25 protein-coding genes are annotated in these 26,986 nt (G+C 70.2%); 6 read left to right on the top strand and 19 right to left on the bottom strand.

The features are described from left to right. Positions 1-30: 30 nt before the first annotated feature. Positions 31-1,725 (bottom strand): L,D-transpeptidase, encoded by a 1,695-nt coding sequence (locus WME82_RS20895; RefSeq protein ID WP_438044244.1) that lies wholly within the window; start codon positions 1,723-1,725, stop codon positions 31-33. 158 nt (positions 1,726-1,883) lie between these two features. Here WME82_RS20895 and WME82_RS20890 point away from each other — a divergent pair, with 158 nt between their 5' ends. Then, positions 1,884-2,498, top strand: a complete 615-nt coding sequence (locus WME82_RS20890) for a protein-tyrosine phosphatase family protein (protein WP_438044243.1) — start codon at positions 1,884-1,886, stop codon at positions 2,496-2,498. Here the strand turns inward: WME82_RS20890 and murJ are convergent. Beyond that, the gene (murJ, locus tag WME82_RS20885) at positions 2,467-4,122 is read right to left on the bottom strand and encodes a murein biosynthesis integral membrane protein MurJ (RefSeq protein ID WP_438044242.1); all 1,656 of its coding nucleotides are present in this window, start codon (positions 4,120-4,122) and stop codon (positions 2,467-2,469) included. The genes WME82_RS20890 and murJ overlap by 32 nt on opposite strands. A gap of 60 nt (positions 4,123-4,182) precedes the next feature. Continuing rightward, positions 4,183-5,697 (bottom strand): alkaline phosphatase family protein, encoded by a 1,515-nt coding sequence (locus WME82_RS20880; RefSeq protein ID WP_438044241.1) that lies wholly within the window; start codon positions 5,695-5,697, stop codon positions 4,183-4,185. Between the two features lie 507 nt (positions 5,698-6,204). On the opposite strand from WME82_RS20880, the gene WME82_RS20875 reads away from it, so the two are divergent. After that, positions 6,205-7,131 carry a hypothetical protein gene (locus tag WME82_RS20875; RefSeq protein WP_437873142.1) on the top strand — a complete coding sequence of 309 codons (927 nt, stop codon included), beginning with the start codon at positions 6,205-6,207 and terminating at the stop codon, positions 7,129-7,131. A gap of 481 nt (positions 7,132-7,612) precedes the next feature. Further along, positions 7,613-9,133: a sigma 54-interacting transcriptional regulator gene (locus WME82_RS20870; protein ID WP_438044240.1), complete on the top strand. Its 1,521-nt coding sequence runs from the start codon at positions 7,613-7,615 to the stop codon at positions 9,131-9,133. Positions 9,134-9,276: 143 nt separating this feature from the next. Here the strand turns inward: WME82_RS20870 and WME82_RS20865 are convergent, their stop codons facing one another. Next, the gene (locus tag WME82_RS20865) at positions 9,277-10,791 is read right to left on the bottom strand and encodes a phytoene desaturase family protein (protein ID WP_438044239.1); all 1,515 of its coding nucleotides are present in this window, start codon (positions 10,789-10,791) and stop codon (positions 9,277-9,279) included. Between the two features lie 16 nt (positions 10,792-10,807). Continuing rightward, positions 10,808-11,704 carry an isoaspartyl peptidase/L-asparaginase gene (locus WME82_RS20860; RefSeq protein ID WP_437873137.1) on the bottom strand — a complete coding sequence of 299 codons (897 nt, stop codon included), beginning with the start codon at positions 11,702-11,704 and terminating at the stop codon, positions 10,808-10,810. Between the two features lie 269 nt (positions 11,705-11,973). On the opposite strand from WME82_RS20860, the gene proS reads away from it, so the two are divergent. After that, positions 11,974-13,530: a proline--tRNA ligase gene (gene proS, locus WME82_RS20855; RefSeq protein WP_438044238.1), complete on the top strand. Its 1,557-nt coding sequence runs from the start codon at positions 11,974-11,976 to the stop codon at positions 13,528-13,530. 88 nt (positions 13,531-13,618) lie between these two features. On the opposite strand, the gene WME82_RS20850 is transcribed toward proS, so the two are convergent. Continuing rightward, a complete protein-coding gene (locus WME82_RS20850) occupies positions 13,619-14,290 on the bottom strand; it encodes a hypothetical protein (RefSeq protein ID WP_438044237.1) in 672 nt (223 codons plus the stop codon). Between the two features lie 21 nt (positions 14,291-14,311). On the opposite strand from WME82_RS20850, the gene WME82_RS20845 reads away from it, so the two are divergent. Beyond that, entirely contained in the window at positions 14,312-14,512 is a 201-nt protein-coding gene (locus WME82_RS20845; protein WP_438044236.1) for a hypothetical protein, read from the top strand. A 149-nt stretch (positions 14,513-14,661) separates the two neighbouring features. Here WME82_RS20845 and WME82_RS20840 read toward each other — a convergent pair whose 3' ends face one another. The 9 genes from WME82_RS20840 to WME82_RS20800 form a co-directional block, all read right to left on the bottom strand. Next, positions 14,662-16,305 carry a serine/threonine protein kinase gene (locus WME82_RS20840; RefSeq protein WP_438044235.1) on the bottom strand — a complete coding sequence of 548 codons (1,644 nt, stop codon included), beginning with the start codon at positions 16,303-16,305 and terminating at the stop codon, positions 14,662-14,664. Between the two features lie 138 nt (positions 16,306-16,443). Further along, the gene (locus tag WME82_RS20835) at positions 16,444-17,091 is read right to left on the bottom strand and encodes a hypothetical protein (protein ID WP_437747238.1); all 648 of its coding nucleotides are present in this window, start codon (positions 17,089-17,091) and stop codon (positions 16,444-16,446) included. A 97-nt stretch (positions 17,092-17,188) separates the two neighbouring features. After that, a complete protein-coding gene (locus WME82_RS20830) occupies positions 17,189-18,115 on the bottom strand; it encodes a PfkB family carbohydrate kinase (protein WP_438044234.1) in 927 nt (308 codons plus the stop codon). Between the two features lie 189 nt (positions 18,116-18,304). Continuing rightward, on the bottom strand, positions 18,305-19,186 hold the full coding sequence (gene mtnP, locus WME82_RS20825; protein WP_437916889.1) for an S-methyl-5'-thioadenosine phosphorylase: 882 nt from the start codon (positions 19,184-19,186) through the stop codon (positions 18,305-18,307). Next, positions 19,183-19,821 carry a guanylate kinase gene (gmk, locus tag WME82_RS20820; protein WP_012236392.1) on the bottom strand — a complete coding sequence of 213 codons (639 nt, stop codon included), beginning with the start codon at positions 19,819-19,821 and terminating at the stop codon, positions 19,183-19,185. Before gmk ends, mtnP begins: the two co-directional genes overlap by 4 nt. Before the next feature lie 9 nt (positions 19,822-19,830). Next, positions 19,831-20,700 carry a YicC/YloC family endoribonuclease gene (locus WME82_RS20815; protein ID WP_437555443.1) on the bottom strand — a complete coding sequence of 290 codons (870 nt, stop codon included), beginning with the start codon at positions 20,698-20,700 and terminating at the stop codon, positions 19,831-19,833. 26 nt (positions 20,701-20,726) lie between these two features. Next, positions 20,727-21,773 (bottom strand): SDR family oxidoreductase, encoded by a 1,047-nt coding sequence (locus WME82_RS20810; protein ID WP_438044233.1) that lies wholly within the window; start codon positions 21,771-21,773, stop codon positions 20,727-20,729. 23 nt (positions 21,774-21,796) lie between these two features. Continuing rightward, positions 21,797-22,114: a hypothetical protein gene (locus WME82_RS20805; RefSeq protein WP_437747235.1), complete on the bottom strand. Its 318-nt coding sequence runs from the start codon at positions 22,112-22,114 to the stop codon at positions 21,797-21,799. Positions 22,115-22,322: 208 nt separating this feature from the next. Further along, positions 22,323-22,835 carry a DUF507 family protein gene (locus WME82_RS20800; RefSeq protein ID WP_012236388.1) on the bottom strand — a complete coding sequence of 171 codons (513 nt, stop codon included), beginning with the start codon at positions 22,833-22,835 and terminating at the stop codon, positions 22,323-22,325. Positions 22,836-23,067: 232 nt separating this feature from the next. Here WME82_RS20800 and WME82_RS20795 point away from each other — a divergent pair, with 232 nt between their 5' ends. Next, positions 23,068-23,808, top strand: a complete 741-nt coding sequence (locus WME82_RS20795) for a Crp/Fnr family transcriptional regulator (protein ID WP_437747234.1) — start codon at positions 23,068-23,070, stop codon at positions 23,806-23,808. Between the two features lie 349 nt (positions 23,809-24,157). Here WME82_RS20795 and WME82_RS20790 read toward each other — a convergent pair whose 3' ends face one another. The 4 genes from WME82_RS20790 to WME82_RS20775 all read right to left on the bottom strand — a co-directional run bounded on the left by WME82_RS20790 (position 24,158) and on the right by WME82_RS20775 (position 26,922). After that, a complete protein-coding gene (locus WME82_RS20790; RefSeq protein WP_012236386.1) occupies positions 24,158-25,249 on the bottom strand; it encodes a TIGR04552 family protein in 1,092 nt (363 codons plus the stop codon). Between the two features lie 93 nt (positions 25,250-25,342). Next, complete coding sequence (locus WME82_RS20785; protein WP_012236385.1) at positions 25,343-25,522, bottom strand: hypothetical protein; 180 nt, start codon at positions 25,520-25,522, stop codon at positions 25,343-25,345. A 506-nt stretch (positions 25,523-26,028) separates the two neighbouring features. Further along, positions 26,029-26,472: a hypothetical protein gene (locus WME82_RS20780; protein WP_438044232.1), complete on the bottom strand. Its 444-nt coding sequence runs from the start codon at positions 26,470-26,472 to the stop codon at positions 26,029-26,031. Between the two features lie 6 nt (positions 26,473-26,478). Further along, positions 26,479-26,922 (bottom strand): c-type cytochrome, encoded by a 444-nt coding sequence (locus tag WME82_RS20775; protein ID WP_437873125.1) that lies wholly within the window; start codon positions 26,920-26,922, stop codon positions 26,479-26,481. Positions 26,923-26,986 lie beyond the last annotated feature (64 nt).

Here is a 26,986-nt window from a genome sequence, read left to right as displayed (position 1 = left end):
CTCGGAGGGCCAGCGGTGGCTGCGTGAACATCAAGGCCTCACGTGAACGAGGGTTCCTTCCTCGTCGTTGCTGTACACAGCGTGCCAGCCTTCGGGGAGCTCCGGTTCGGCCCACAGGAAGATGCGCCGCGCATCGATGGGCGTCAGCGCGATGTCGTGGAAGCCTTGCGCTTCGCCGACCCCGGCGCCCCAGTACATGCCGGTGATCGCCTGGCTCGGCGCGATGTCCATCACCCACGGGGCGTCGGTGACGTCGAAGCTGTCGGCGACCTCGCGCGGATCGATGTTGCGCGTGACGTGCTTGCTCCGCACGCGGAAGGTGCCGCGCGCGGTGGACGCGGTCGATTCAGGGTCGCGCAGCTGGTCGCGTCCGGACGAGATCAGCGTGGCGTAGATGGGCTTCTGCCCCTCGTAGGCCGTCAGGGTCTGGTTCACCACGCTGACGTCGAGCCAGCGCTGCGTGCCTTTGGCGAAGTCGGGGAGCTTGGTGCGACGCACGACGACGACAAGGTCCTGCGCGCGCATCCAGAAGCCGTCGCGCGCCTCCTCGAAGCGGACGCCGTCCACCGTCCTGAACCTGCCCGTGAGCGGCACGCCCGTGTGGCGCTCGAGCTCCTCGTCGTTCGCGTTCGCCTTGCCGCGGCTGAGCGACCACGTGTGAACGTCGTGGCGATGGACGAACGCCACAGGCAGCCCGAGCTTCTCGACGTCGAGGCCGTGCCACGGTGATCCGAGCGCGGCCTGGAGCCGGTCGGTCGGGACGAGCCGTCCTTCCGGCGTCACGCCGAACCTGCGTCCGTCGGTCGCTCCCGCCGTGAACGTGCGGGTGATCGCGACCCCGCTGCCTTTGCGCAGCGCCACCGTCTTCAGCGCGGCGCGCAGATCGACGCGGGCGCCGCCCGTTCCGCCGATGTCGATGCCGAGCGCGGCGACAGGCGGGAGCGGCGCGATCGCGTCGGCGATGGGGAAGAGGAAGTATCCGGCCTCGGTCCTGCGCCCGTCCTCGCCGATGCCGTCGCCTCGCGGCAGCAGCACCGGGGGCCCGGAGGAGACGCCGCGCGCGTCCAGCGGGACGTCGTTGGCTGACGCGCCGAGCTGCGCGTCGCTGCGCTGCGCACGCTCGAGATGGCGATCGAGATCCGGCTCGGCGTGCTGCAGCTCCTCGCGGCTGGGCACCCCGAAATACATCGGAGCGCCCTGGGTTCGCGCGCGGCCATAGCGGTAGGGGAGGGGCCGCGACGTGTCGGGCAGAGCCGGCAGGAGCGCGAGCACGTCGGTGTTCAGCGTCGCGCCGTCGCCTGCGCAGACGAACCCGCGAGGGCGGATCGCATACCAACCGCCGCTGCACCCCGCGCGTCCGTACGGCTCCGAGGACCTCACGACGGCGGCGCCAGGATAGAGCTCGCCGAGCTTGCGTGCGCCCGCCTGCGGACGCGCGAGCACGGGCGTCCCTGCGCGAAGCGCGACCAGCTTGGGGCCGTCCGCTGGCAGCGCGGCGACCTCGAGCGCATCGTCGCTCGCCCCCTCCTTCGACAGCTCCACCGCCGCCCCTGCCGGCTTGCATCCGCACATGGTCAGCGCGACGAGCAAGCTTGCGAGCCGCCCATCGACGCGTCGCGAGCGGGGGCCGCCGTCGAGGCGCCGTGGCGCGCAGGGCAGCGGCGTCCGGAGGCGAGGAGGCGAGACCGAGCGGGAGAGATCCGTCGGCAAGGAAGCGAGCGGCATCTGCCGATGCATGCCCGGTTCGCGCGCGCTGGGCCAAGTTCCGTGGCGTCGCCTGCGCATCGTCGGTGCGCTCGGCGCGCGTGTCGTGGGCGTGCGTCATCGGCGCGCGTGCCGCCAGGCCGCTGGCGCGAAGCGAGCGTCGACGCCATGAGGTGCGCGTGCGCTTTCGCCCTGCGGTGGTGTTCCTCCTGCTCGCGCCGTATGCCCTCGTTTTCTATGCATTCCTGGCGTTGCGCCGCGCCTCCGCGTCGCTCCGGCCGCGGCACCCGTGGCGCACGTGGGTGAGCCCGAACCTCCTGATCGGGGGGTTCCTTCTTCCAGGCGACGTCGTCGAGCTTCGTCGCCTCGGCGTCCGCGCCGTGATCAACGTGTCGCGCGAGCTGTACGATCCGGTGCTCGCGCTGCGCGCGGCGGGGGTCGAGTACCTGCGCATCCCCTGCTGGGACATGTGCGCTCCCACGCTCGAGGAGGCCGCGCGCGGCGTGGCGTTCCTCGAGCGGCATATCGTCGCTGGCCACCGTGTCCACGTCCATTGCGCGAGCGGCGTGGGCAGGAGCGTCACGCTCGCGCTCTGCTACCTCGCCACCCGCGGCGGCATCGAGGTGGGCGAGGCGCTCGCCCTGATCGAGCGACGGCGTCCGCGCGTCGCGCTGCGCCCCGTGCAGCGCGCGTTCGTCGAGCGCTACGTCGCGTGGCACCGTGCGCACGCGGAGCGCCGTGCGCGCGCGGCGCCGCCCGTGATCACCTCCGGCGCAGGAGGGACTTCAGGCTGAAGAGCCCGAGCGCAGGCGCTGCGACGGCGAAGGCGCCGCCGCACGCAGCGAGGATGAGCGCGGCACCCCAGGGCGCCGAGGCCACCGCCTCGGGCAGCGCCGCCTTCAACGCGGCGCCGCAGCCGACCGATATCGCCGCGAGCAAGGCCACGCGGCCGATCCGTATCTGATCCAGCCCGAGCCCGCCGATCTCGCGCCGCACGCGGTACCCGAGGGCGATCGCCTCGACCCATCCCGCGATGACGGCGCCGAGCACCACGCCGAGCACGTCGAGCCGTTGCATCAGGAGGAGCGCGACGGCGGTGCTGACGACCACGCGATAGAGCGCGTAGCGGGCGGGGGTCCTCGTGTCCCCCAGCGCGAACGACGCGGTGATCAGCACGCGCCCGGCGGCGTTCCCGAGCAGCGCGAGCCCGTAGGCGCACACGAGCGGCTCGACCCTCGCCGTCGAGGCCTGGTCGAACGTCCCGGTCTGCAGCAGCAGCGTGATGAGCTCCCGCCCGAGCACCATGAACACGGCCGCGGCCGGCACGGTCAACACCGTGATCCGCGCGAGCGACGCCCCGAGCCGGCGCGACAGCGCCTCGTTGCGCCGCGCGACGTCGGCTTCGGCCGTGTCGCGCGCCATCTCGGGCAACGCGACCGCGGCCTCGCCGACACCGAGGATGCTCATCGGCAGGAGGTAGACCGTCTGCGCGTAGTTGAAGGCGGCGTTCGCGCCAGCGCCGAGGAAGCTCACGAGGAGCGTGTCGACGAGCCCGGACACCTGGATGATCCCGCGGCCGAGCAGCGCGGCGGGCAGCTTGCTGCCGGCCTCTCGGACGCTCGGGTCGCGCGCGTCGAGGCGCGGCCTGAGCCCGCCGAGCAGCGAGCGCGCCGATGGGAGCAACAGCGAGAGCTGCAGCGCCGCGCCCGCGAGCGCGCTCCACGCGAGCGCCTCGGCGAGCGGCTCCCCGCGCATGCCGAGCCACGCGCCGCACGCGAGCAGCCCCGCGATCTGGGCGGCGCTCCACGCGACGGGCGCGGCGTACGGGAGGAAGAACCGCCGGTGCGCGTTGAGCACGCCGAGCCCCCACGCGGACAGCACGAGCAGGCCGGTCATCGGGAAGATGATCCGGACGATCCGGGTCGTGCTGGCGAGCTTGTCGTCGTCGAAGCCCGCCGCGACCAGGAAGGACAGCCACGGCGCCGCGAGCACGCCGGCGAGCGACGCGGCCGCGGCGGCGACGAGCAGGATCCCGAGGGCGGAGAGCGCGAAGTGCGCCGCGCGTCGCGCGTCGCCGGCCGCGCGGAGGCGCGCGTAGACGGGGATGAAGGTCGCGGAGAGCGTCCCCTCGCCAAGCAGGTTCTGGGTGATGTTCCCCGCGCGGAACGCCGCGGCGAGCACGTCGGCGAGCTCGGATGTCCCGAAGAAGTGCGCCGTCACCCGCTGGCGGAGCAGCCCGACGAGCCGCGAGAGGATGATCCCAGCGGTGACCATCGCCGACGAGCGCGCCGCGCTGGTCGCCTTCTCCTGCCCGGCCGCCGGCGGGCTTGCGCTGGTCGCCGGGGGCGCGCCCGGGGCTGCGCTCGCCGGCGTGGTCCCTGCCTGGTTGGCGGCGGGCGGATTGAGATCGGGCGGCACGGCGGCGCTTCTATCAGACCTCCTGCCCCCGGGCGACCTCGGCGCCGGCTGGCCGGCGCCTCAGTCCCTGAGCCTCGCCGTGCCGAGCCGCTCGGCGTGCGCCAGCACCCGCCGGGCGATGGCCGGTCCCTCATCCCGGCGATCGAGGTGCCGCGGGATGAGCCCACGCTCCGCGGCCTCCCACAGCTCCGGCTGAGAGATCCCGGACTCGGTGCGCGAGCGCAGCCGCGACAGGGAGATGTCCATCTCGGGCAGCAGGATCGGCGCCTGAGGAGCGCGGAGGAGCGCCGGATCGATGCAGCATGAGAGATCGTTCGTGCCGGCGGAGCGCGCGTTCAGCGAGGGGAGATCGAAGCGCGCTTCCAGCGTGCGGATCACCGACGCGTGGTCGAGCAAGGTGCTCACCGCGCAGCCCCTCCGGACGAACGGGCCCGCCACGATCGACGGCACCCGGAACCCGAGCTGGGTGAACAGGGGATCGTCGTCCGTCGTCGACGGCGGCGCGACGTGGTCGAAGAAGCCCCCGTGCTCGTCGTAGGTGATCACGAGGAGGCACTGGCCCCACTGGGGGCTCTTCGCCAGCGCGTTGTAGATGCTGGCGATGAGCACCTGCCCGAGCTGCACGTCGTGGTCCGGGTGATCGTCGTTCGCGGTGGCGCCGAAGAACTGGGGATCGATGACGGAGAACGAGGGGAGGATCCCCGCGGCCGCGTCCTCGAAGAAGCGCTCGATCCCGGAGACGCCCTTGAATTTGAAGTACGCACCCGAGCACCACGGGACGTCGTGGAAGTAGTTCCTGCTCGAGATCCCTGCGTCGCTCAGCAGCTCGAACACGCTCGTGAAGCCGGTGACCGGCACGTTCCTCGAGACGCCCCTCGACGTGGCGCCGTGCAGGTAGAACCGGTTTGGCCAGGTCGGGCCGAGCACCGAGGAGAACCAGCGCTCGCAGATCGTCGACGCGTCTGCGAGCGCGTAGAGGACCGGCAGATGCTCCCGCACGTGATAGCCCATGACGTCGCGCTGGTCCGGCCCTGCGTGCGCGATGACGAACCCATCGTTCATCCCTTGATTCCACTGCGTGTGGGCAGCGTCCCAGCTGTGCGGCGGGTCGGCGGGCGTGAAGTTGTCGAGCTGGAAGGGCGAGATCCGCGTCCCATCGAGCGCTCGGTTCGACTCCGTGCCTGTCAGACCGTCGATCTGCCGGCCCTCTTTCAGCAGCAACGAGCCGAGATAGTGGTCGAAGGAGCGGTTCTCCATACAGAGAACGACGATGGTGTTGATGGGCGCCAGCAGCTCCGCCGGGCTCAGACCTCCCGTCTCTGCGCACCGATCCGGAGCGCCGCCGGCCTCCCCACCTTCCGGCTGTCCTGAGCCGAGCGCACCTCCTGAGCCACCCGCACCGCCGGCTCCGTCGCTCTCGTCCGCGCTGCCCGCGCTCGTCGGGGCGTCGCCGAGCAACATCGCGCCCTCTGGGGTGCTGCATCCGAAGGCCGAGGCGCCGAGCGCAGCGCCGAGCCCGGTCAGCACATGGCGGCGGGTCAGAGGATCACGGGTCGAAGCATTCCGTTTGTTCATCACGCACAGGATTCCCATGAACGCGGGTCCGAGGAAGGAGTTTTGGTCTCCTCCAGAAGGTGGCGAATCGTCCGCTGCGTAATCGATGTAGCGGACGTAGCGGACGTAACTGAAGCGGATGTAACCGCTGTAATGGACATAACTGGTGTGATGGGCATGACACGCGCAGCGGATGTGACGGATGTGACGGACATGACGGATGTGACGGAGGTGCTCGACGTAAACGTAAAGGGATCAGCCGATGAAGCCGAAGTAGCGGGAACAGTCGGCGTAACCGGCGTAACCGGCGTAACCGGCGTAACCGGCGTAACCGGCGTACCGGGTGTAACGGGTGTACCGGAGAAAACCATTCTTTTCGCGAGGTCAGAGGGGTGGTATGGGTAAAAAACGCGGGGGTTTACGTCTGCGAACTGTCACCTTCCGATGAGCTCGAATCCACTTCCACCTACTCCCGGCCGGCAAGCTACCGTCGCGAACGGCCGGCCGCTGCGGTTGTGCATCGTGGACATGAACAATGGCCACGTGAACCAGGCGATGCGCTGTCTACGCGGGCTCGCCGCGGGGTTCTTCGAACGCGTTCAGGCGGGCAATCCGGGCCTATCCTGCGAGGTCGTCGAGGTGTCTCCCAGAGACACCAACGCACCCATCCCCACGGACTGCGATCTGTACCTCGCGTCAGGGGGGCCCGGCTCTCCCTTCGATGGGGAGGGCGAGCCCTGGACGCGGGATTTTGCGCGCTTCGTGGACGGCGTGGTCGAGTCGGCGATCCAGGGGGGCGCGCACCGGCGTGCTCTCTTCGCGATCTGCTACTCGTTCGAGCTCGTCGTCCATCACTACAAGCTGGCCGACGTCGTGCCCCGCGCCGATCGCAAGTTCGGCGTCATGCCGATCTACACGACCCCCGTCGGCCAGCAACACCCGCTGCTGGCGCCGTTTGGGGACCGTCTCTTCGCGTTCGAGCACCGCAACTGGGAGGCGGTGAACCTCGACGAGCGCCAGCTGAGCTCCCTCGGCGGCCAGCTCCTCGCTCGTGAGAGCCGTGACGGCATCTCCAAGGGGCGGGCGATCCTCGGGTTGCAGGTCGCGCCCGGCGTCGAGGCGGTCCAGTTCCACCCAGAGGCGGATCGCGCCGGCGTCATGAGCTGGTTGGCGCGCCCTGAGCAGGCGGCTGCCTTCAAGGCGACCTATGGAGAAGTGACCTACCTTGCGATGCTGCGCACACTGGACGATCCTCGACGGCTTGCGCGCACCTATGCGCTCGTCATTCCGGGCTGGCTCGGGCGCTGCTTCAACGAGATCGCCGGTCCCCGCGGCTATGCGGAGCTCCCATCGCTCGAGGACCTCCCGTGCTCTCGCTTCAGCGCACACTGCAGCGCCGAGGAGCCATCCGCGCGATCGCTCGCCTCTGGCGAGCGCGTTGTGCGCCAGATCTGAGCGGAGCGCCGAGGTGGCCTGCAGAGGATGCGTCCGAGGGCTACACTGCAGAAACGAAAGAGAAAGAACTGGGATGTAGAGGCAGCAGAGGCAAAGGCAGCGAGGGAGCGGAGGAAGCAGAAGAAGCGGAGGAAGCGGAGAAACAAAGCTTACCGCCGCAGCGCCGACGAAGTGCTGCTCGCGCCTTGCGCGCCGGGCAACCTCTGGCTTATGGTCATAGGATAACGGGACGAGCGCGAGCAGGGCTCGCGGGCCAACATTTGGAGCCGGAGGCTCCTCGGGCACGCATGAGAGAGAACGTATGAATCACTCGCGTCCGGCCGCTCCGACGAGTCCATCTTCGCCGGACGTCCGCGAGCCGGGCGCGTCTGAGGAAGGCCACGCTGGCGTCGACTTGCCTGTGGAGCCCACGGTCGCACGGCCATCCATGCTGCACGATGACCTCGGAGCACAGGAGGTCCAGGTTGAGTCGCAGCTGGGCGTGACGGACCCGATCGCCATGTCGCAGGTCCGTGATGCGTTGACGCAGCTGAGCCGCGAGCGCGGGACGCAGCCGCACGTGCTGCTCATCATCTACCACCGGCAAGGCGCCGAGACGGTGCGGCTGATCGAGGGGGTCGGCGTCGTCATCGGCCGCGATCCGAGCGCCGACGTCGCGATCCCCGAGCGCAGCCTGTCGCGACGCCACGCGCGCTTCACGTTCCAGCGCGGCGACGTGCTCATCCAGGATCTCGGCTCCACGAACGGCACCTTCCTGAGCGGGCAGCGCGTCGAGCACGGTGTCTTGAAGCCCGGCGACGAGGTGATGCTCGGGGAGATCACGGCGTCGCTGCGCGTGATCGCGAGCGCCGAGCTGCCGGTGCTGAACCTCGACGCGCTCGACGGGCGTCGTGGCGCCTCGGAGCGGAGAAAGATGCCGAGCATCGAGAACCTGGTGGGAGGATCCACGCCGGTGGGTGGGCTGCGCACGGTCGGCGACGAGGGGCTCGTGATGCGCAGCCCCGCGATGCGCCCGGTGCTCGAGACCGCGATGCGCCTCGCGCGCTCGCCCGCGCCCGTGCTGCTCCAGGGCGAGACGGGGACCGGCAAGGACGTGCTCGCGCGGCTGATCCACGAGGCTGGCCCCCGCCACAAGATGCAGATGATCCGCGTCGGATGCAGCGGCGTGCCCGCCCAGCTCCTCGAGAGCACGCTCTTCGGTCACGAGGCCGACGCCTTCCCCGGCGCGGTCCACGCGCAAGAGGGCGTCTTCGAGACGTGCGCGGGCGGCACCCTGGTGCTCGATGAGATCGGCGATCTCCCGCCCTCCTGCCAGGCCGCGCTGCTGCACGTCCTCGACACCGGTCGCATGGTCCGCCTCGGCTCGACCAAGGAGATCGAGGTGGACGTGCGGATCGTCGCGACCACGTACCGCGATCTCGAGGCGATGTGCGAGGCGGGCACGTTCCGTTCGGATCTGCTCTACCGGCTCAACGCGGCGCCGCTGCGCATCCCGCCGCTCTGCGAGCGGCGGGAGGACATCGGACCGCTGGCGCAGCGCTTCCTCCGGCAGGCGAGCGAGGTGCACCGCAGGAACGTGCGCTCGCTCGATCCGGAGACGCTCGCGCTCCTGGAGCAGTACCCCTGGCCGGGCAACGTACGCGAGCTGCGCAGCGCCATCGAGCGCGCCGTCGTCATCGCGCGGGGGCATGCCATCACGCCGCTCGACCTGCCGGAGAGCATCCACTCCCTCTCGGCGCCCAAACGCTCCACGCCGCCGCCTGATCGGACGCCCGTCGAGCTGGCAGGGCCGCCCAGCTCCGCGCCGACGATCGGGCTCAAGGCGCAGATGGACCGTCTGGAGACGGAGATCATCCTCGATGCCCTCCGCGGCACCAACGGCAACCTGGCGATGGCCGCTCGGCGGCTCAGGATGCCGCTGCGCACGCTCCAGGAGAAGATCGCGAGCCACGGCCTGAAGCGCTCCGACTACCGGGACGGCCCGTCGTCGCGGTCGAAGTAGCGAAGCGCGGCGCCTCTGGAGCGGGGTGCAGGTCCGTGGGATGCGGGCTCGGCCGCCAGACGGGCGAGTGAGGCATCCGAAAGTACGCCGCAGCGAGCCGAACGACGCGGCTGAGCCCGTGGCGCACGAAGATGCGCCGCGCGCTAGCCCTCGTCCTCCAGCACCGCCAGGGCCGCATTGCGCCCGCACGCGCCGTGGACGCCGGCGCCGGGGTGTGCATAGGACGAGCCTAGATACAGGCCGCGGAGCGGCGTGCGGTAGCGGAAATAGGGGAACACCGGCCGGAAGATGAGCTGGTGCCGGATGTCGGCCGAGCCTCCGCCGAGATCGCCGCCGATGAGGTTTGCGTCCATCGCCTCGAGATCGTCCGGCGCCCAGATCTTCCGGGCGATGATCCTCTGCCGGAAGCCAGGGGCGAGCTCCTCGATCCGCGCCTCGATGCGATCGGCGAAGCGCTCGCGCGAGTCCGCCCAGCCGCCCTCGATGGAGGAGGGGACGCGGGAGTAGGCCCACAGGGTGTGGCGGCCGGCCGGCGCGCGCGTCGGATCGACCAGCGACTGCTGCCCGATCACGAGATAGGGGTGCTCGGGGAGCGCCCCGGCGCGCACCTGCCGCGTGAAGGCCGAGAGGTCGTCGAGGCTGTCGCCCGCGTGCACGACCGCCGCGCGCGCGGGGTCCTCGTGGGACCACGGCGTCGGGCCGTCGAGCGCCCAGTCCATCTTGAAGGTGCCGAACCCTTGGCGGAACCGGCGCATGGCGCGCTGCACCCGCTCGGGAACCAGCTCTGACGCGAGCAGGCGGAGGTAGAGCGTCGGCGCGGCGAGGTCGGCGACGATCGCGCGGCGGGCGCGGAGCTCCTGGCCGTCCTCGAGCCGGACCGCGACCGCTCGTCCCTCCCTGGCGATGATCTGGTCGACGCGCGCGCCGCAGCGGAGGGCGCCCCCGCGCTCCTCGACGCGCCTGAGCAAGGCGCTCGTGATCGCGCCGGCGCCGCCCTCGGGCACCGCGAAGCCGCCGCTCGAGGCGAGCACGGTGAGCATGAAGCCGACGATCGCTCCGCAGGGATCGTCCGGGCCCACGTCGGTGTGGAGCGCGAGCCCGGGGACAACGCGCCGGGCCGCCTCTGTCCGGAAGGTGCGCGTCGCGAAGCCACGTCCGCTCGAGAGGGCCACCTGCGCGAGGCGGAGCAGGTTGAGGGGCCCGAGCCGGAGCAGCGGCCCGAGGGCGGGCGGCGTAGACAGGAGCGCGTTCAGCAGCCGCTCGCGGGTGGCCGCGTGCCAGCCGGCGATCCGGCGCCACGCGGGGCCATCTTCGCCGAGCGACCGCGCCGTCGCCTCGACGTCCCGCGCGATCGAGGCGCACGTCCCGTCGGGCGCCGGGTGAGCGCTGTCGATCGGCGCGTGCCGCCACACGAGGCCGGCCCCCGGCAAATCGAGCGGCACCAGCGCGGGGCTCGTCTGCCCGAAGGGGAAGAACGCCGCGCCGAGATCGTGGCGGAACCCGGGGAGGGTCACCTCGCGCGTGCGGACCGCGCCGCCCGGCTCTCGCTCGGCTTCCAGCACGAGCACCGAGAAGCCCGCGCGGGCGAGGTACGCCGCCGCCGTGAGGCCGTTCGGTCCCGCGCCCACCACGATCGCATCAGGGTCTCCACTTTGCATCGTCGTCTGCGGCTCCTCAGCCCACGAGCTGCGCGCTTGCCATGGTGCGGTTCGAGGCGATCGCCTGGCCGCTCCGCCCCACCACGAGCACGCCGACGGCGAGCACGTCGGGGAACATCGCGACGCCGCGCTGCGCGGCGCGCGCGGGCGCGACGCCATCGGCGAGCCAGTCATAGACGGTCCGCGCGAGGAAGCGGCGCGCAATCTCCTCGCCGACGCCGGTCGCCGCCACGGCGCCGTGGGGGCCAGCGTAGATCCCTGCGCCCAGGAGCGGCACGTCCCCGATGCGGCCGCGGAGCGAGTAGGTCGACCCGCCCGTCGACGCTGCGGCGGCGAACCGGCCGTGCGTGTCGCGCACGACGGCCCCGACGGTGTCGCATTCGATCGGCTCGGCGTCGAAGTTCCAGAACCGCGTCGCCGTGAGCGCACGGAAGCGCGCCGCGTCGTTCGTGGTTTCGTCGTCTCCGCCCTCGCCGCGCAGCGCGGCGAGGGCGCGGGCGTGCTTCCGGCGCGCCTCCTCGGTGACCGGATCATGGTCGGCGAACCCCAGCCGGCGAGCGAACGCCGTCGCGCCGGCGCCGGCGAGGAGCAGGTGCGGCGTCTCCATCACCTTCGCGGCGACCAGGACGGGGTTCTTCACCCGCTCGATGCACGCCACTGCGCCGAACCGTCCATCGCTGGCCATCACGGCCGCATCCATCTCGATCGTCTGCCCGTCGAGGCGGAGGTTCGCGCCCGTCCCGGCGTTGAAGCGTGGGTCGTCCTCGAGGCGCACAGTCGCCCCGATCGCCGCCGCGAGCGCCTCTCCGCCCCCGTCCAGCGCGCGGCGCGCCTCGTCGGCGGCCCTGGCGCAGCTCTCCGAGCCGCTCTGCGGCGCGGTCACCCCGCCGTGCGTGAGGATGACGTAGTCCACGTCGTTCTCCTGCGCGTACCACGACGGCGCGCCGCCGCGAAGGCAGCCTGGCGCGCGGCGGCCGGTGGGGCGAGCGGCATCGCTCCAGCCAGCGGGAGGGCGGCGCGGCTCCGGCGCTGGGACCGCTGCGCTCGACACCCTGCCGCGCTCCTGATACGTCGCGCGCTCAGCCCGGAGCGGGGCCGGCGCCAGCCGACCGTCCGCAGCGGGACGAAGGCGGCCCGGTCGAAGGCCGCCGGCCAAGCCGCCCATCGAGGAGAGCAGAGACCGTGGCCAAGAACGAAGCGCCGAAGACCGCCATTACGCCCACCCGCAACGAGGACTACCCGGAGTGGTACCAGCAGGTCGTGCGCGCGGCCGACCTCGCGGAGAGCTCCCCGGTCCGCGGCTGCATGGTCATCAAGCCGTGGGGTTACGCGATCTGGGAAAACATCCAGCGCGAGCTCGACAGCATGTTCAAGGCGACCGGCCACAAGAACGCCTACTTCCCGCTGTTCATCCCGAAGTCGTTCCTTGAAAAGGAAGCGGAGCACGTCGAGGGGTTCGCGAAGGAGTGCGCCGTGGTCACCCACCACCGGCTCGTCCCCGGCCCCGGCGGCGGGCTCATTCCCGACCCTCAGGCCCGGCTGGAGGAGCCGCTCATCGTGCGCCCCACGTCCGAGACGATCATCGGCGCGGCGTTCGCGAGCTGGGTGCAGAGCTACCGGGATCTCCCCTTGTTGATCAACCAGTGGGCGAACGTCGTGCGCTGGGAGCTCCGGACGCGCCTGTTCCTGCGGACGACGGAGTTCCTGTGGCAGGAGGGGCACACGGCGCACGCGAGCGAGGCCGAGGCGCGCGAGGAGACGCTGCGTATGCTCGGCGTCTACGCGACGTTTGCGCGCGACTTCATGGCGATGCCCGTCCTCGAGGGGCCGAAGACGGCGAGCGAGCGCTTCCCCGGGGCGGTCGACACCTATGCGATCGAGGCAATGATGCAGGACCGGAAGGCCCTGCAGGCCGGGACGAGCCACTTCCTCGGGCAGAACTTCGCGAAGGCGAGCGGCATCAAGTTCCAGACCAAGGAGGAGACCGAAGAGCACGCCTGGACGACGTCCTGGGGCGTATCGACGCGCCTCGTCGGCGGGCTGATCATGACCCACAGCGACGACGACGGCCTGGTGCTCCCGCCGCGCCTCGCGCCCGCGCACGTCGTGATCCTGCCCGTTTACCGGGGCGACGACACGCGCGCCAAGATCGACGAGTACATCGACGGGCTCGCGAAGGAGCTCCGGGCGCAGCGCTTCGGCGAGCGTCGCGTCGAGGTCGAGATCGATCGGCGGGACATCCGCGGCGGCGACAAGCAGTGGGAGTGGGTGAAGAAGGGCGTCCCCCTGCGCATCGAGATCGGGCCGCGCGACGTCGACGCCGGCGTGGCCATGGTGATGCGCAGGGACCGCTCGCCGAAGGACAAGTCGAGCATGGCGCGCGGGGAGCTCGTGGGCCGCATCACGGAGATCCTTGGCGACATTCAGGCGACCCTCTACGCGCGCGCGCTCGCCGTGCGCGACGGCAACACGCACGTGATCAACAGCCGCGCAGATTTCGACGCGTTCTTCGCGTCGACCGGGGGCAAGGAGGCGCAAGGCGGGTTCGCGCTGGCGCACTGGTCCGGCGATCCGGAGATCGAGACGGCGGTGAAGGATGCGCACAAGGTGACCATTCGCTGCATCCCGACCGGGGGGTTCGAAGGGGCGCCGTGGGCCGACGCGCTGACGGGTGAAGGGCAGTGCATCTTCACCGGCAAGCCCAGCCCGCGGCGCGTGGTGTTCGCGAAGTCGTACTGAGCCGCGGCGGTTCGCAGGGCGCGCGCCGACGCATCGGCGCGTTCCCTCACCGAAAAGACGCCGCGCGCTTCCTCGCAGCAGCGGCGCCTCAACGGCGAAGGGCCGGGAGCACGTGCTCCGCCAAGATGGCGGGGAGCAGCCGCAGCTGCGCGCAGTGCTCCCCGGGGCCCGCTCCCGCGTAGCCGCGCACGTAGAGGCTGCCGCCGTCGTACATCCGGGTGAGCCGCAGCGCGTCTCCTGCCTCCGCTGCGCGGTCGCCCGGCGCGGCGGAGGGGGCCTCGTCCCCGCTCGAGGTCACCGCGATGGGGGTGGCTCCGAGCTCGCGAAGAAGGAACGTGGCCGCCTCTTTCGTGGACGCGTAGCCGCTGGTCGGGATCTCGGTGTGCGTCAGGTAGAAGACCGGCGCGCCGCGCGCGGCGGCGTTGGCCAGCGCAACGTAAGGGGCGAGCTGCCCCTGCGCGAGCGACGTATGCCCCGGCATGTAGGAGCCATAGAGGGAGTCGAGCAGGATCAGCGCATCCACGTGGCTGCTCCCGCGCTCGATGATCCTGCCGATCGCGCCGGACCCAGCGCTCCAGGACGACAGCACCAGGCGGCGCATGTGCGCGCCCGCGCTCCCGGATGCGCTCTCGACCTCGCGGTCGATCGTCTGGAGCAGCGCGTCCCAGCCGCCGTCCTCGAGCGCGCGCGCGTATTCGCTCGATCGGGTCCCCACGTCGACCCCGGCGATGACCAGATCCATGTCCCTGGGAGCCAGCACCTTCCGGACAGGCTCGGCGCCGTGGAAGTGGATCAGAAGATCGTAGCCGCCATCCGAGCGAACCGCGTGCGCCGGCGGGACGAGGAGCCTTCCGAGCGGAAGCGGGCGCCATCGCTCGTAGGCGCCGAACCCTTGGTCGGCAAAACCGCACCCCGCTTGCGCTTCGTGCTGCGTTTCGTGCTGATCGAGCGCCGCGCGCTCGGGCTCACCGCCCCTGGGTAGGGGCGACGGTTCCGCGGACGCGCTCGCCTGCGCCGGGGTTGGCGAGGCGCTGGACGCTCGGCTCCGTCGCAACAGCAGGGCGCCGCCTACGACGCCCAGGCTTGCTGCCAGGAGGAGCGCGTCGCGGAGCTGCCGTGCCCTGCGGCCGCTCAGAACCCGGGGTTGGTCACGGTCGGTACCCACTTTGTCGAGGGACGCTTGCCCGGGGTTGTTCTGCGCGCGCTGGTGGCGCTCGATCCAGCAGCCGTCGCGCTCGGCGTCGCGGCGGTCGTTGCGCCTTTGGCCGTCGGGTCCGGAGCGCTCGCCCCGCGCCCCTCCGGGTCGCTCGCCTCGGGGGCGGGCCGAGCACCCACGCCGCCGTGGTCGGCCAGGAGCGTGGGCGCGCCGTCCGGCCTTGGCGTTGCGCCCGTCGTGGCTTCGGTCGCCGCCGGGCCAGCGCCGTGGGCGTGCCCCGTGAGCTCCTCGGACATGCTCTGCTGCGGCGCGGGCCGCCGGAGCCACATCACCCCGGCGCCCAGCAACGTGATGAGCGCGAGCGCAGCGGCTGCTACCCGCGTCCCCGAGCGGCGGCGCGCCGCCGGGACCTCGATCGGGCCCAGCTGAGTGTCCTGGCCAGGCGAGCTCGGGATCAGCGACTCGGATGGCAGCGATGGCAGCGTCGGTCGCGAGGGCGCGGGGGTGCTCCGGCGAGACGCGGGGAGCTTTGCGCTCGGGTGACCAGGAGGGAGCTGCGTGAAGAAGAGCTTGCTGATGCTGTCGCGAACGAGCATCACCTCGGGCGGGTGGGAGGCGCGCTCGTCGAGCATGCGGACCGTGTCGCGCAGCGCTGCGCGCCGGCGCTGGTTGCGCTCTCCCAGGAGCCCGCGCACGAACGCCCCGACGTCGTGGTCCGTCACCGTCGGCTCCTTGGCCAGCACGGTCTCCAGGGCGCTCTCCAGCTCGAGCATCGTCTGGTATCGCCGCTCCGGCTCCTTCTGCAGGCACTTCATCAGGACCTGGTCCAGCTCGGGCGGGAAATCCGGGTTCTTCAGGCGAGGCGAGAGCGCCGGTCGCGAGGTGATGTACTTGAGCGTGAGGAGGTCGTTCTCTGCGGCGAAGGGGTGCTCTCCCGTCGTCAACTTGTAGAGCACGATCCCCATCGCGAAGACGTCGGTGCGCCGATCGACCCGCTCGCCTCGCGCCTGCTCCGGGGACATGTACGGCACCTTGCCCTTGATCTGTCCCGCGGTCGTGTCGTTGTGCGTGCGATTGGTTGCCTTGGCGACCCCGAAGTCCACGAGCTTCACGTGGCCGTCGTACGTCACGAGGATGTTCTGGGGTGACACGTCGCGGTGCACGAGCCCGAGCAGCTGGTCGTCGTTCTGCGGGTCCCGGAGCTCGTGCGCGGCGTGCAAACCGAGGCAAGCGCGGCCGAGGACGCGGAGCGCGATGCGCAGCGGGATGGCCACGCCGCTCTTGTTCGCCGCCTTCGCGATGACCGACAGCGCCTCGCCGTCGACCCACTCCATCACGATGTAGAGGACGTCGTCCTGCTCGCCGAGGTCGAGGATCTCGGCGACGTTCGGGTGATGGATCCCCGAGGCGAGCCTCGCCTCCTCGAGGAACATCTTCTCGAACTGGGGATCATCCGAGAGCGACGGCAGCATCGTCTTGATGGCGACCGTCTTCTGGAAGCCACGACGACCCTTGTGGCGCGCGGCCCACACCGTGGCCATTCCCCCCTGCGCGATGGGCAGGAGGAGCTCGTAGTGCCCGAGCTCCTTTCCCGGCAACAGCTGGGGTTGGGGCATCATGACGTCGTGCGGCGCGCTCCTGACCGATACACGGGGACCTCGGAAGCTCGATCAAGTCTAGCCATCCGGACCCTGCGGTCACGATATGTGGTGCTGATTACAAATTAGGCCAGCGGAGCTCCTCGCCGCGGCAGTGGATCACGCGCCGGGCGGGACCGCCTGTCCCCAGAGCTGCTGGTAAATCTCGCTCAGCTTCTGGTGGGTCTCGGCCGAGAAGCCGTTGGTCGCGTAAGGCCAGCGGAAGCCGTCTCCCATGGCCTGGTTGCACGAGAAGGAGACGAGCAGGTCGACAGGCGTGGGGTTGTTCGGCCGCACCATCGAGATGCCCAGGCCGGGATAGAAGCAGTTGCCGCGGTCCGCGGTGAAGCTGTCCTCGTCGCCGAAGACGTCGAGGATCTGGTCCTTGAGCTCCGCGTCGGCGTCGCTGGTCGTGAGCTGACGCTGCTGGAGGATGACGAAGTTCTTGAAGCGCGGCTGCGCGGGGAGGACCGGCGTGCTGGCGGTCTGTCCCGGGATGAGGTTGGGCGGGATGAGCCCGGGCAGCGCCTGCTGCAGCCCCTGAAGGGCTGCCTGCCCCATCTGCTGGAGCTCGGGCGGGATGCCCGGGATGAGGGTAGGGGCCCCGGTCGTCGCTACGGGCGTCGGGGCCAGCTCCTGCCCCTGGAGGCGGAGGACCGTGATCTGCGCCTTGTCCATCTCGTCGAACGGCGCCGTACGGGCCGCGCAGCCGAAGACGAGGGGGGCCAGCAAGGCGATGCCTGCGAATGTACGGGTGGTGAGGTTCATGTTCACTTTGACGGTCGTCTAGCACGGCTATGCGCCGGAAGGTGAACAGCGACCGCACACGGCAGGCGCTCGCGCCAGCGCCGCCCCCAGGCGGGCTTCACATGGTGCTTGCGCCGAACTCGTACAGCGCCCGGATCTCGGTCAGTCGCGCCGCGATGTCGGCTCGAGTCACCGTCGCGATCCGCCGCGTGCCAACCGCTTCGACGCAGAACGACGCCGTCGCCGTCGCATGGAGCATGCCGCGCCGGAGCGCGAGCGGCGTGATCTCCGGCTGGCACGCCAGGTAACCGATGAGCCCGCCGGCGAAGGCGTCGCCGGCGCCCGTGGGATCGATGACGTCCTCGAGCGGGAAGCCGGGCGCGGCGAACACGCCCTCCTCGTCGAAGAGCAGCGCGCCGTGCTCTCCGCGCTTGATGATCAGCCGGCGCGGACCACGGGACAGGATCTCCTTCGCCGCGCGGCGGATGTTGTACTTGCCCGAGAGCTGGCGCGCCTCCTCGTCGTTGACCACGAGCGTGTCGATGCGGCGCAGCATCGCCGCGACCGCCTTCGGCTCCCCCTCGATCCAGAAATTCATCGTGTCGGCGAGGACGAAGCGCGGCGCGCGGACCTGCTCGAGGACGTCGAGCTGGAGCGCGGGATGGATGTTGCCGAGCAGGAGGAACGGCGTGTCGCGGTAGGTCTCGGGCAGCTTCGGCGCGAACGACGCGAACACGTTGAGCTGCGTGTCCAGCGTCGTGCGATGGATGAGATCCACGTCGTAGCGCCCGGCCCAGCGGAACGTCTTCCCGGGAGCGCGCTCGACGCCCTCGATCGAGATCCCTCGAGATCGCATCGCCGCGAGGGTCTGTTCGGGGAAATCATCGCCCACCACGGCCACGGTGCGCACCGGAGCGAAGCACGAGGCAGCGAACGCCGAGTAGGTGGCAGAGCCACCGACGACGTCTCTTTCGTTGCCGGCGGGGAGCTCGAGGTCGTCGAACGCCATCGAGCCGATGATGAGGATCGCGGATGAGGTCGTCACAGGACGCCTCTTAGCCAGGTTTGTGCGTAGCCGCTAGCCGCGCGTTTCGTTTCTGCGACGGCGCCGCCGGGCCGCGGGCCGCACCCGACCCCAGCAGAGCCCGCCTTGCCCCTCGCGCCCGCTGCGCCCCCTCGCGCCCCCTCCCGCCCGCTGCGCGGAGGAGCGGGCGCGAGGGGCCCTGAGGTCAGCTCAGTCGGCCTTGCGCCGAGGGCCGATGAGCCACTCGAGCCGCGCCTCTGCGTCGGGCGATGACGCGCCGGCCGTGGTCATGATGCACTTCTCCAGCGCGTGACGGGCCGGGCTCTGCGACACATCGGGGAGATTGCGGGCGAGCGACTTCGCGACGTCCCGCGCATACCCGATATTGCGGTTGAGTACGGTGATGACCGTCTCGACGCTCACCGCCTCCTCGCTGACGTGCCAGCAATCGAAGTCCGTGGTGAGCGCGAGCGTGGCGTAGGGGAGCTCCGCCTCGCGGGCGAGCTTCGCCTCGGGCAAGTTGGTCATCCCGATGACATGTGCGCCGAACGTCCGGAACATGCGGCTTTCGGCCCGCGTCGAGAACTGAGGGCCCTCGATGCAGACATAGGTGCCGCCGCGGTGGACGCGCGCGCCGGTGGCGAGCGCCGCGTCGTGGACCGCGCTCGCCAGGATCGGGCACACCGGATCGGCGAACGGCACATGGGCGACGAGGCCTTCGTCGAAGAACGTCGAGATCCGCCGCTTCGTGAAATCGATGAACTGGTCGACGACGACGAGGTCGCCAGGCACGATGTCCTCGCGCAGGGATCCGACGGCGCTCACGCTGAGCACGTGCGTGGCGCCGAGCATCTTCAGCGCGCAGATGTTCGCGCGGTAGTTGATCGTCGACGGCGAGAAGCGGTGCCCGCGGCCGTGGCGCGGCAGGAAGAGCACCGTCGCGTCGCCGCCCTTGACCTGCCCGCGCAGCACCACGTCGCTCGGCAGCCCGAAGGGGGTGGAGACCGAGACCTCCTCGACGTCCTCCAGCCACCCCATCTCGTAGACGCCGCTGCCGCCGATGATCGCGAGCACGTCGCGCGTCGCGCTCATCGCTCGAACCTCCGCTCCGAGAGCAGCCGCTCGCAGAGGGCCGCGCGCCGCTGGCGGCGGCACCGCTCGGCGAAGACGAGCGACCGCAGCTGCTCGTAGGCGCGGTTGATCTCGTCGTTCACGATCACGTAGTCGAAGAAGCCGTAATGCTCGATCTCGCCCTTCGCGTTGCGGAGGCGGCGGAGCGTCGTGGGCTCGTCCTCGGTGCCGCGCCCGCGCAGGCGCCGCTCGAGCTCGGCGAGCGACGGGGGAAGGATGAACACGGCGACCGCCTCGGGCAGGCTCGCCTTGATCTGCCGCGCGCCCTGGTGGTCGATGTCGAAGAGCACGCCGCGCGCGGTGGCGCGGGCGATCTCGATCTCCTTCAGGCTCGTGCCGTAGAGGTGATCGTGCACCCTGGCCCACTCGGCGAACGCGCCGATGCGGATCATCTGCTCGAACGTGTTCGGGTCGACGAAGTGGTACTCCCGGCCGTCGACCTCGTTCGGGCGCGGGCGCCGGGTCGTGTGGGAGACCGAGAAGCGCAGGTCGGGGAACTCGCTGCGCAGCCTCCCGCAGAGCGTCGTCTTCCCCGCGCCCGACGGGGACGACACGATGAGGAGGAGGAAGTCGTCACTGAGTGCTTCGGTCGACATGCTCTCCTGTCACTCGATGTTCTGGACCTGCTCCCGCAGGCGTTCGAGCTCCACCTTCATCGCCACGACGTGATGGGAGATGGCGGCGTCCTGCGCCTTGGAGCCCAGCGTGTTCGCCTCGCGTACCATCTCCTGAAGCAGAAAGTCGAGCCTCCTTCCGCAAGGGTCGCCGCTCGGGGCCGCGAGCGCGCCGCCGAACTGGTCGAGGTGGCTCCGGAGGCGGGTGACCTCCTCGGTGATGTCGCTGCGCTCGGCGAGCAGCATCACCTCCGCCTCGATCCGCGTCGCCTCGAAGCCGGCCTCGACCCCCTGGAGCAGGCGCTCGACCCGCTCGCGCAGGCGGCGCCTGAGCGCCTCGCGCGCCTCGTCCGCGCGCGCCACGACCTCGGACGACAGCGCCCGCAACGTGGCCACCCGCCCGCGCATGTCGCTGGCGAGCGCCTCGCCTTCGCGCAGGCACATGCCCTCCATCGCGTCGATCGCGCGCTCGATGGCCAGCTTGAGCGCGGCGCGGACGGCCGCGATCTCGTGGCCGCCGGCGGGCGCGAAGAGGTCCGGCACGGCGCAGAGCAGCGAGAGCGGCACGTCGGCGCCCGGCGCGAGCTCGTCGCGGAGCTCCGCCAGGGCGCGGAACGCCGCGCGCGCCTTCGATTTGTCGAGCGTGCTCGGGGCCAGCACCGCGCCCTCGGTGCGCACGATGATCTCGATGCGTCCCCGCCGCAGGCGCTCGCGCGCCACTTGCTCGGCGAACATCGTCAGATCGACGAGCTCGCGCGGGAGCCGCGCGCGCACGTCGAGGAAGCGCTGGTTCACCGAGCGGATCTCGGCGACGACGCGCCCATCGGTGAGCGAAGCGTCACCGAGCCCGAAGCCGGTCATGCTCCGCACGAGCCGCCCCGCTCTACCTAGCTCGCCTTTTGCCCGCTGTCCGAGGCCCCTTGGGCCTTGGGCAGCGGAACCTTGCCACAGGTCACCGTGGCCGATGCGGCCGCGGGGCCCTTCTCACGGAGCGTCCGCAGGTACGTGACCGTGGGGACGATGCCGTCCTCCCAGCGTACGCGGGGCTCGTACCCGATGAGCTCGGCCGCGCGCGAGATGTCGGCGAGCGAGTGACGGATGTCCCCGGCGCGGGCGGGGAGGTGCTCGACCGCGACGTCCCGCCCGAGGGCCCGCGAGATCTCCTTGCAGAGCTCATTCAGCCCGATCCTGCGTCCCCCGGCGATGTTGATGACCTCACCCTTGAACTTCTTCGACGACGTCGCGCCGAGGAGGTTCGCGAGGACGGTGTTCTCGATGAAGCAGAAGTCGCGTGTCTGCTCGCCGTCGCCGAAGATCGGGATCGGCCGGTTCTGCAGGGCGGCATCGACGAACCGCGGGATCGCCGCGGCGTAGGCGCCGTCCGGCGTCTGGTTCGGCCCGAAGACGTTGAAGTAACGCAGGCTCAGGGTCTCGATGCCGTAGATGCCTGCGAAGACCTTCATGTAATGCTCGCAGGCGAGCTTCGTGACCGCGTACGGCGACAGCGGCATCGGCTCCATGCCCTCGTGCTTCGGGAGGACGGGCGTCTCGCCGTACGCGCTGGACGACGCGGCGAAGAGCACCCGGCGCACGCCCTGGCGGCGCGCCACGTCGAGCACCGTGACCGTGCCGCCGACGTTGACGGAGTTCGACTCGACGGGCGACTCGACGCTGCGCGGGACAGAGCCGAGCGCGGCCTGGTGGAGAATGACCTCGACCCCCTTGGCCGCCGTCGCGACCGCCGCCGCGTCCCGGATGTCCCCCGTGATGCGCTCGATCAGCGACTGGTGGGGGAGCCCGTCGAGGTTCTCCCATCGGCCAGTCGCGAGGTTATCGAGGACGCGGACCCGCTCGCCGGCGGCGGTCAGCGCCGCGGCGAGGTTGCTTCCGATGAACCCGGCACCGCCGGTGATCAAGTAGCGAGGCGTGGACATGTGCGTGCTCCCCCGGCGGGCGCCTACTTCTTCTTGAAAAGGTTGTCGAGCTTGGAGCGAGAAGCCGCGATGCGCTTCGAGTTGTCTTCCGGTACGCCGTTCTTGAACGTGAAGAAAGTACAATAATTCGCTCTCTCCCGATCCGGGATGTACTCGGCGATGTGCTCCTTGCACTGGTTGTGCGCGGCCGGGTCCCAGTTCTCGCAGTTCCTGCAGCAGTGGAGGTCGACACCGCAGTGGGGGCAGGTGTCCGCGCGCTGGAGCTTCACCTCGAAGATGAGCTCGTTCTTGCATTTGTGACAGAAGTGGCGCTTCGCCTCGACCTTCGGAATCCAGCTCATGATGTCCTCCGGTACCACGACGAAGCCCGATCCGGCAGAAGGAACGCTCTGCCGCGGGCGTGGTCGCAGATGGTACGCGTTTATCCCACAGGCGATGTCCCTGCGGATCGGGCACCGAGGCCATGGGGCGGAGGCGTCTCGCTGGACCGGCAAACGCCGCAGACGGTTCGCTTGCTCGGCTGAGAGTCCGCCTGCCTGGCGGCGGCGATTACAGCAGCCCCTTGCGTCGCTGGATCTCGCCCATGACCCGCTGGTATTCGATTTCCCAGGTGCGGGAGCCCTCCTGCACGTGGCGGAGCTTGCCGCGCACCTCGGTGTCGAGCGCCTCGTCCATCTCGAGGTACTTCCGAAGGATGGGCCTTATCCGGCGGCGCAGGTCGTGGTCCTCGACGAACACCTCCTCGACGTTGTTCGAGTGCATCAGCATCTCGAGCAGCTGGTCGAGGAGATAATCCATCGTTTCCTCGCCGGTCTTGATCCCTTTCTGCTCCGCGGCCAGGCGCTTGACCCGGTTGAACTCGCCCTGAGGCAGTCCGCGTGCCTGGAGGATCTCTTTCGCCCGCTCGGTCGCTTCCCGCTCTGCGTGCAGGTAGCTCGTGAAGACCGACTCGACGTCGAGCGCGACCTCTTTCTTCGATTCGCACTCGATATCGCGGTTGTCCACGAGCGCGCGGACGAGTTCTTCTGTGAGGGGAGTAATTTTGCCGCTAAAGAGGCGCATCCAACGTCCGTAGCTGGAGGAGCGGTCGAACTGGCTCCCCCGTGCAGGGGTTCATTCACGGGGCGTGCCCGGCTCGAACCGAAAGGTACGGGCCGGGTATCCAGGATGTCAACGCAAGTGGGAGGTTCCGGCACAAGTCGGGCCCCCCCCAGCCGGTGGGGCCCCCCGGAACAGTAGGACCGCGACACCGCAAACCGCAGGAGCAGCCGCGATGATGATGGGTAAGGATGCGATGGCACGGAGCGTCAGGGTCCAGCCTGGCGCGCTCGGGAACGACGGTGGACTCGACCTGGACTCCCGCAAACGGCGGGTTGTCCGGCGCGGCGCGATCGGCAACGCGGCCTCTCCGGCCACGCAGTCGGCGCTGGCGGACGGAGGGACGATCCAACGCGTCGCGAAAGGGCGTCACCTGGTGACGCAGGGCGACGCCGCGACCGCGCTCGCCATGCTCAGCCTCGGCCGAGTCCGGCTGGTGCGTGGGATGAGCGACGGGCGCAGCCTGTCGCTCGGCTACAGAGGGGCCGGCGACGTGCTAGGCGAGGCTGCGCTCGGGGGCGTCACGGCCCACCGGGAGAGCGCGATCGCCACGGAGGACGTCGAGGCGCTCCTCATCCCCCTCGCGACGGTGCGCAACCTGATGGCGAGCGACGCCAACTTCGCCGCCGCCATCGTGACCACGCTGGTCGAGCGGCACACGGACACCGAGGAGCGCCTGGCGTCCATGCTCTTCCGCAATGTGGAGGCCCGCCTCTGTGAGTTCCTGCTCAAGGCCGCGACGCGCTGGGGCATCCCCGATCCGCGCGGGGTGCTCATCTCCGCGCCGTTCACCCATCAGGAGATGGCGAGCATGATCGGCTCCACGCGCGAGACCGTCACGCTCACCCTGGGCGATCTCCGTCGCAAGGGGGTGATCGAGATCGATCGCCGCCGGATCGTCGTCCTCGATCGCGACGCGCTGAAGGGCCGCATCTGAGCCCGCTCGTCCGGCGGTGTCATTGAGGGGCCGGCAGGCCTCCTCGATCGAGCGCCGTCGGTCACCGTCCAGGCTGTTCGCTCGGCGGCCTCTGCTCCGATAGCCCGACTGCTCCCGGCGTCGCAGCGGCGTTCGCCGCCCTGCTCACGCGTGCCGCTCTCCGGGGACCCACCCCGGCCGGATGTCTCGCGGATCTCCCCAGTCTGCCCGCTCGATTCGTCGCGGTGTTACCCCACGCATCCGCCGCAGCCGTGGCCGTTCTGTCCGTGCGCTGCGCGGTCCAGCGTGCTGCGCGCCAGCGGCCTCGTCGTTACGGCGTCTGGACGGCGACTCGCGCCGACCGCGGCGCCTAGCGATCTCGCTTGGGTCCGCCGCTCGCCGGATCTCGGGTGGAGCGGACCCCGAGCTTGAGCCTGCGCATGACGGCCTGCTTCTGCCGTTCCTTGTACCTGGCGTGGCTCGCCTCGCCGACCTCGTTCGCCGCCTCGGTCTCGCGGTCGATCAGCTGGAACTCGCACAGGACGAAGATGATCGGCCCGAGCGCCCAGGCCGCGGGCGGCGCCATGTCGAGGATCTCGGCGGGGAGCCGCACCGGCAGATCGACGACGAAATGGATCACGCGGTAGCTCCGATCGCTGAAGCTGTTGTCGCCTGCCGTGAGCCCGTCGTCGACGTCGGTCTGCAACGCGTCGAGCATCGGCTGAAGGAAGGGCCGCGTCTCGCAGTAGCTCCGGAACCGCAGGATCGTGTTGGTGCTCTCGCCTGGCACGACGTAATTGAACGGAAACAGCCGCTCGGACAGGTACAGGAGCACCGGCAGCAGATCGTCCACGGTGCGGCAGACGATGCGGAAGCGGAGCTTGTCGTAGATGGCCGCCGCGGTCGTGTCCGTCTTCGACAGGAGCTTCGTGTAGAGCGAGTCCTTGTTCTTCCGCCCGCCGATGAACTCGGTGATCGGGAAGCCCGCCGCGAGCATGCCGCCGATCACCCGGTACACCTTCTCCTCGACGAGGTGGAAGACGTCCTGGTCCGACATGGGGATCGAGAAGAGGAGCTCGCGCCCGGCCAGGTGATGGATGATGTGCATCGCCTTGAGGATCGTGCAGGCGCAGAGCTGGCGGTGGCCCTTGCCCGAGGCGAGCAGCAGGATCTCCTCGACCGAGGCGCGTGCGACCGGGCTCGGGATCGGGAACTCGAAATGGCGGCGCAGGTACGCGATCGCTTCGTTCTTGACGCTCTCGAGGTGGGCGCGATCCCCCGGCTCGTCCGGGCGGAACTCCTGCGCCAGCAAGAGATCCCGCGCCGCCTGCTCGCCCTGCAGGTTGAGCCTCCTCCAGTCGATGACCGAGTCGCCGCGCAGGATGAGGTGCACGGACTCCAGGTCCATGAGCGTGAACTCTTCGAGCCGCTTGAGCCGGCCGACCGAGGCGTCTTGCGTCATGACCTCACGCTCCCCGAGCGTAAGCGCCAGCGCTGTCGCGCGCTCGGGAAACCCTCGCTTCGAGGTGCAGCAGGCGGCAGCTGGGCGAGAAAGTCAGGAGACAGGGGCGTTCGGCGGGGCGGGGCTCGAACTCGGGGTGCGGCCGAGCGAAAGGGTCCCGAGGAAGATGCCGATCGTCAATGCGACGACAGCGGCGTGGCCGAGGTACGCGCCACTGCAACCAATGGCGGCGAACGGGGCGAGCGCAGCCAGATACCACGGGGTGATCCTCATCGGTTCTCCTTCTCCGCCTCCAGCGGCACTGTACAGGCCGCATGGTCGCTCCCTCCGGGGGGGCACCAAGATGCACCACGATCGTCCCAGTCAGAGCGTGTAAGTGGTTGTAGGATAAGGTGCCACGCCCTGCTTCCGCGGGCCAAGAAGTAGCGGTTTCGGGGGGAACGCATCAAGGGAATTCGTTCTCACATTCCATTCCCACCCGAAACGCTGCCACTGGAAGCAAAAAAATATAAACAATAACAATGACTTATAACTAAGGGCGAAGGTCTTTCATCAAGGGCTGCGTGCGGCTTGCTGGACGCGAGGTGGTACCTCAGAGACACGCGTCCAACTCACGGCGCTGCCTTGCTTGTCGGTTTCCGGGCGTCAACGGTCTCGTGCGCCGGGCGGCCGCAATGAGCGGCGGCAGGTCTCCGGCGCATCCGGATGCTGTTGGGCTCGCTCCAGGAGCGCCGGCCGAAGCGCGCTCCGCGAGGCCGGCGGGATGCGCGGGGCGCCGTTCAGTGCACGAACAGCGTGATCCGGGACTCGTCCGCGAGCGTGATGGCCCGGCTCGTCACGTCGTGCCCGCCCTTCCTGCCGACCGTGATCTGCACCTGGTAGAGGCCGTCCGGGAGCGACACCTTCGTGAGGACAGCCCGTGGGGCCGTGCCCTCGGCGAAGCGCCATGAGCTGTCGATGACCGTCGCCGTGTCTTCCGCGCGGTCGCCCGACGAAGAATCCGTCCACGTCACGTCGAGCTGCACGACCGTCGCTGCGTCGTCGAGACGCAGCTCGACCTCCCGCTCTTCGGGCAGGCGCTTGAAGAGGATGCTCCCCGCAACCAGCGCACCAAGCAGGAGGATCGCTGGCGCGAGACGCCGGAGCCACGGCGGCCGGCCCTCCGGCTCCGCTGGCCTCTCCTCCGGCGCCTCATCGAGATCGTGCTGCGGGGTCGAGCTCATCGAGCTTCAGCGCGCTCGGTTGGTGCGGACGCGCTTCACGAGGCCCTCGATCACCGGCTGCGGCAGGTCGAACGCGGGCATCTTGTTCTTGCCCTTCCTGATCGTGTCGGCCATCTGGGCGTCGGTCACCCGATCCTGCCACGCCGCGTCGGTGAGGTCCGGGGCGCGGACCATCGGGCCTTGCGGGCCGTCGCCTCGCCCGGCCCTGCCGTGGCAGGTGGAGCAGTTTCGCTGCCAGGCGAGCTCGATCAGCCCTGGATCGGTCTCATCGGACGCGACCGGCCGAGCGGCTACCTTGCCGCCCTGCCCCTCGCCGGGGTTCGGCGGATCGTGGTCGTCCCGCGTCCACGGGCGGACGTCGCCCGCCCCGGAGTTGCAGCCGAAGAGGCCGACCGAGAGGAGGGCGATGGAAAGGAAGCGACCCAGGGACCTGTCGTGACGTCTCCGCATGTCGTGGAGACGTACGGATAGTGAAGCTGGTGGGGGAGGCAAGAAAAGAAGGATCTCAGGGCGG

The sequence above is a fragment of the Sorangium sp. So ce128 genome, from assembly GCF_051525245.1.
Classification (GTDB): domain Bacteria; phylum Myxococcota_A; class Polyangia; order Polyangiales; family Polyangiaceae; genus Sorangium; species Sorangium cellulosum_B.
Note: the sequence above shows the minus strand (reverse complement) of the source record. Positions and strands in the feature narration are given on the sequence as shown.